The sequence below is a fragment of the Micrococcus sp. genome, assembly GCF_030523875.1.
Classification (GTDB): Bacteria; Actinomycetota; Actinomycetes; order Actinomycetales; family Micrococcaceae; genus Micrococcus.
This window is the reverse complement of the sequence record NZ_JAUNHR010000077.1, coordinates 6376-10611: the sequence shown is the minus strand read 5'-3', so window position 1 is coordinate 10611 and position 4236 is coordinate 6376. Positions and strand designations below refer to the sequence as shown.

Here is a 4236-nt window from a genome sequence, read left to right as displayed (position 1 = left end):
CGGCCTCCTGGGAGCGCTGGGCGTCCTGTGAGGCCTGGGCGGGGTCGGCGGAGGACGCCGGGGCGGAGGCGGTGCCCGGCTCGGTCGCGGGCGAGGAGGTCGCCGGGGCGGGCTCGGAGGAGGAGGCGTCCCCGCCGGCCACCGGTCCCTCGTCCCCGCCGGTCAAGCGCGGCAGGACCAGCCCGAGGAACAGGCCCAGCAGCAGGAGCGCGGCCGCGGCGGCCAGGAGCCACTTCAGGATGCCGCCCCCGCCGCCGGCGGCGGCGGTGGAGCCCGCGGCCCCGGCCGCGCCGGCAGGGGCGGCGGCGAACGCCTCGCGGTGCGCGCCGTGCTGGTCGGTGTACTCGGGGACGTCGTCGAAGCGGTCGGCGGGGTAGGCCATCGGTCTAGTTCTCCTGCGGGGAAGAGGGTGAGGCGGGCGGGTCCGGCGCCGGGCTGCGCCGGGCCCGGCTGCGGGTGCCGCGCGAGCGCAGCAGCCGGGTCACGAGCAGCGGCCGGTAGGCCAGGGCGGCCTCCCGGTCCAGCAGTCCGTTCAACACCTGATAGTAGGCGGTCGGGGTGACGCCGAGGCGCTCCCGGATCGCGTGGTCCTTGGCCCCGGCGTGGCGCCACGTCCGGGACTCCAGGTCCAGCACCGCCCGCTCGAGGTCCGTCAGCTCCGCCGCACGCCCCGGACCGGGGTCGAAGGCGGGGGTCGGAGGCATGGCGGCCACTCTACTGGCCCCGTGCGGACGGGCGGCCACTACGCTCGGGCGCATGGACCTGATCGCACCCCTGGACCCGGGATGGGCCGCCGCGCTGGCCGACTCCTCCGACACCCTCGAGCGCATCGGGGCGGAGCTGATCGCCCGGCGCCGGGCCGGGGAGCAGGTCCTGCCCGCCCCGGAGCACGTGCTCCGGGCCTTCCGCCAGCCGTTCGAGGACGTGCGCGTGCTGGTCCTCGGCCAGGACCCCTACCCGACGCCGGGCCACCCGATCGGCATGTGCTTCGCCTGCGACCGCCACGTCCGGCCCCTCCCCCGGTCGCTCGCGAACATCTACCGCGAGCTGCACGACGACCTCGGCATCGCCCCCGCCGCCCACGGTGACCTCACCGCGTGGACGGAGCAGGGCGTCCTGCTGCTGAACCGCGTCCTCACCGTCCGGGCGGGGGCGAGCGGCAGCCACCGCGGGATCGGATGGGAGGAGGTCACCGAGGCCGCCGTGTGCGCCCTGGTGGCGCGCGGCACCCCGCTGGTCGGACTGCTCTGGGGCGCCGACGCGCGCCGCATGGCGCCACTGCTGCGCGAGGGCGGGGCCGGCGTCGTCGAGTCCCCTCACCCCTCCCCGCTGAGCGCGAGCCGCGGGTTCTTCGGCTCGCGTCCGTTCAGCCGCGTCAACGCGCTGCTCGAGGCCGCCGGCGCCGAGCCCGTGGACTGGCGCATCCCGGACTGAGCCGGGGGCGAGGGCGCGGACCGGTCAGCGCTGGTGCCCCTCCGGCCCCGCGGTCCGCCGCTCCACGAGGCGGGCCGTCAGGGGCCGGGCGAGGGTGTCCCCGAAGACCGCGCCCGCGCCGATGCCCACCACCACCACGAGCGCGCTGACGATCCCGGCCACGCCGAGCACCGTGGACGTGGTCTCCACCGTGAACTCGTACAGGCCCCGGAAGATCGAGAAGCCCGGCAGCAGGAACAGGATGCTGGGCACCATCACCACGATGGGCGGGGCGCCGACGCGCAGGGCCACGATCCTGCCCAGGAACCCGACGACGGCGGCCGCGGCCGCCGCCTTCAGGGCGGGGCCCACCCCCAGGGTCCCGAGCAGGGCGTGCGCGCAGAACGCCACGCCGGCCACCCCGCACGAGGCCAGCAGCGTGCGCCAGCCCGACCGCTCCACCACGGCGTCCGCCCCGGTGGCGACGAGCACGAGGAGCAGCAGCAGCGCCACGGGATGGGAGGCGGTGGCCTGCGCCGCCAGGTCGAGCCGGGGGAACCCCGCGAGCTCCGCCGCGGCGACGGCCACCATGATGCCCGCCATGATCCCGATGAACACGAGCATCGTGGAGATGAAGCGGCCGGCGGCCGTCACCGGGAAGCCGTTGATGGCGTCCAGCACGGCCGTGACGAACCGGGAGGTGGGCATCAGCATCATGATCCCGCCGGCCACCACCAGGGCGGGGTTGATGGGCACGTCCAGGGTGTAGGCCCCGAACGCGATCGCGGTGGCCAGGGACGAGCCGATCATCACGGAGTAGATCTCCGGCAGGAACGCCATGGTCCGCGTGTGCAGCCAGAACACGAGCCACGTGGAGGCCATGCCCAGCAGCGCCCCCTGCCAGGTGCCCCCGATGAAGGGGATGAAGCAGGCCACGAAGACGCCGGCCATGAGGATCTCCAGGGCCGGCGGATAGGGCTTGGGCCGGTGCCGGACCTCCACGAGCCGGCGCTGGGCCTCGGCCCGCTCGACCGTCCCCGCGGAGATCTCCTCCACGAGCCGGTGCACCGCCACGAGCCCCTCGTAGTCCGTGGAGTACGAGCGCACCACGCGCTGGAGCGTGTACGGCACCTCGCCGCGACTGGAGTCGGGGGCGTAGTTCAGGGAGATGGCCTGGTTGGTCAGGTCCACCTCGGTCTCGTGGATGCCGTAGGCCTGCGTGACCACGATGATCGAGGTCTCCACGTCGAGCGACGTCGCGCCGAACCCGAACATGGTCTCCCCCAGCTTGAGGGCGAAGTCCAGGGTGGTGCGCGCCTCGAGGGCCTGCTCGTCCCGCTCGCGGCGCCGGCTCAGGGTCGAGCGCATCCGCCGCCCGTACGGGGACGCCTGCAGACGGTCCACCATCACGAGGGCCTGCGTGGGCAGGGTCTCCTCGAACACCGCGCGGTGGTGCTCGCGCTCCTTCCGGCGACGACGGCGGCCCCGCGGCTCCTCGGGTCCGTGCGGCAGCAGCGGCTCGGGCACCACGAGGTCCGGGACCGTCTCCGCCGCCTGCTCCGCGGTGGGCGCCGGACCCTCCGCGGGGGCGAGGACGGAGGTGGGCACGGCCTCGGACAGCGGGGGCGCCGTCAGGGGTGCGTCGGCGGCGGGGGCGGGGGCCTCGCTGGTGGACGGCGCGTCCTCGTCACGGTCGGGTCTGGTGGGGGCGGCGTGGGGTCGGAGGGCGGGCAGGGGCGCGGTGGCCGGGGAGGCCGGCGCCGGGGCGGCGGGCAGCGCCGCGGTGGCGGGGGCGAAGACGGGCGGCAGCAGCTCCTCGGGGCCCTGGGCGCGGGTCGGGGACGCGGCGAGGTCCGGGGCCTCCTCCGCCGCCGTCCCCGGTGCGGGCGCGGCGGCCGCGGGGCGCAGCACGGGGATCAGGCCCGCCTCCGGGGCGGGCTCCGCCTGCGGCGGGACGGGACGGGCACGGTCCCGGGGGGTCTGTGGGTCCACGCGCGTCACCGTGTCCTTCCCTCGTGCGTCACCGGGCGCGCCCCGCCCGGACATGCGGAAGGGCCCTCCCGGAGGAGGGCCCTTGCGGCGGTGGATCTTACTGGACTCGAACCAGCGACCTCTCGCGTGTGAAGCGAACGCTCTAACCAACTGAGCTAAAGATCCAGGTGTCGACCCCGGCCCGTGATGGGCCGGACAACTCGCAGAACTGTACCGCACCCCTTCGGGCGGCGGCAAATCCGGCCGCCGGAGGCGGGCGCCGGCGGTTGGTGCCGTCCGTGCCGGGACGCGGACGGGCCGCCGCCCCCGGGTGGGGACGGCGGCCCGAGGCGGCCGTGGACCGGCCGCGCGTCTCAGCGCGCGGTGACGGAGACGTCGTCGATGCGGAACACGGTGGCGGCCGAGGAGTCCTCGGTGCCCTTGAAGCGCAGGGTCACGGTCTTCCCGGCGAAGCGGGACAGGTCCACCGTGTGGGTGGAGTACGGGCCGCGGTCCAGGTTGGAGTGCGACTTCAGGGTGTAGGTGCCGGAGTAGCCGTCCACCACCTGCACGGACAGGGTGTCGTACTTGGAGGAGGTGGTGGTCTCGTCCGTGCCGACCTGCACGCTGTAGGTCAGGGAGGCGCCCGAGGCGGGCACGGTCACCTTCTGCTCGATGGTGCCGGTGTTCGTGCGGCCGTAGCCGTTGAGCACGCCGAAGCGGGAGCCGGACTTCGCCGCGGCGGAGTCGGTGCCTACGAAGTCGGACGGGGTGCCCGTCCAGCCGGTCGTCCCGGACTCGAAGCCGCCGTTCACCAGGCCCGTGGTCGGGACGGGGGTGGGGGTCGGCGTG

General features: G+C 75.4%; 4 protein-coding genes, 1 tRNA gene and 1 pseudogene. 1 reads left to right on the top strand and 5 read right to left on the bottom strand.

Annotation, left to right across the window (positions count from 1 at the left end; all coding sequences use genetic code 11):
• Positions 1 to 382: pseudogene (locus tag Q4D18_RS09600) on the bottom strand (LytR family transcriptional regulator); the annotation flags it as partial.
• A 4-nt stretch (positions 383 to 386) separates the two neighbouring features.
• Positions 387 to 704, bottom strand: coding sequence for a DUF3263 domain-containing protein (locus tag Q4D18_RS09595; protein WP_303127741.1), 318 nt, complete (start codon positions 702 to 704; stop codon positions 387 to 389).
• 52 nt (positions 705 to 756) lie between these two features.
• On the opposite strand from Q4D18_RS09595, the gene Q4D18_RS09590 reads away from it, so the two are divergent.
• Positions 757 to 1434: a uracil-DNA glycosylase gene (locus tag Q4D18_RS09590; RefSeq protein ID WP_303127737.1), complete on the top strand. Its 678-nt coding sequence runs from the start codon at positions 757 to 759 to the stop codon at positions 1432 to 1434.
• Positions 1435 to 1458: 24 nt separating this feature from the next.
• Here Q4D18_RS09590 and Q4D18_RS09585 read toward each other — a convergent pair whose 3' ends face one another.
• From Q4D18_RS09585 to Q4D18_RS09575, 3 genes are all read right to left on the bottom strand, one after another.
• Positions 1459 to 3405, bottom strand: coding sequence for a threonine/serine exporter ThrE family protein (locus Q4D18_RS09585; RefSeq protein WP_303127735.1), 1947 nt, complete (start codon positions 3403 to 3405; stop codon positions 1459 to 1461).
• Positions 3406 to 3496: 91 nt separating this feature from the next.
• Positions 3497 to 3570 (bottom strand) — tRNA-Val (locus Q4D18_RS09580).
• A 188-nt stretch (positions 3571 to 3758) separates the two neighbouring features.
• Positions 3759 to 4236 (bottom strand): choice-of-anchor J domain-containing protein (locus Q4D18_RS09575; RefSeq protein ID WP_303127732.1); only part of this gene is annotated, 478 nt, incomplete at its 5' end.

Excerpts from the sequence above, each read along its gene's own strand:
- Q4D18_RS09595 (WP_303127741.1), bottom strand. The coding sequence starts at position 704 with ATGCCTCCGACCCCCGCCTTCGACCCCGGTCCGGGGCGTGCGGCGGAG.
- Q4D18_RS09590 (WP_303127737.1), top strand. The coding sequence starts at position 757 with ATGGACCTGATCGCACCCCTGGACCCGGGATGGGCCGCCGCGCTGGCC.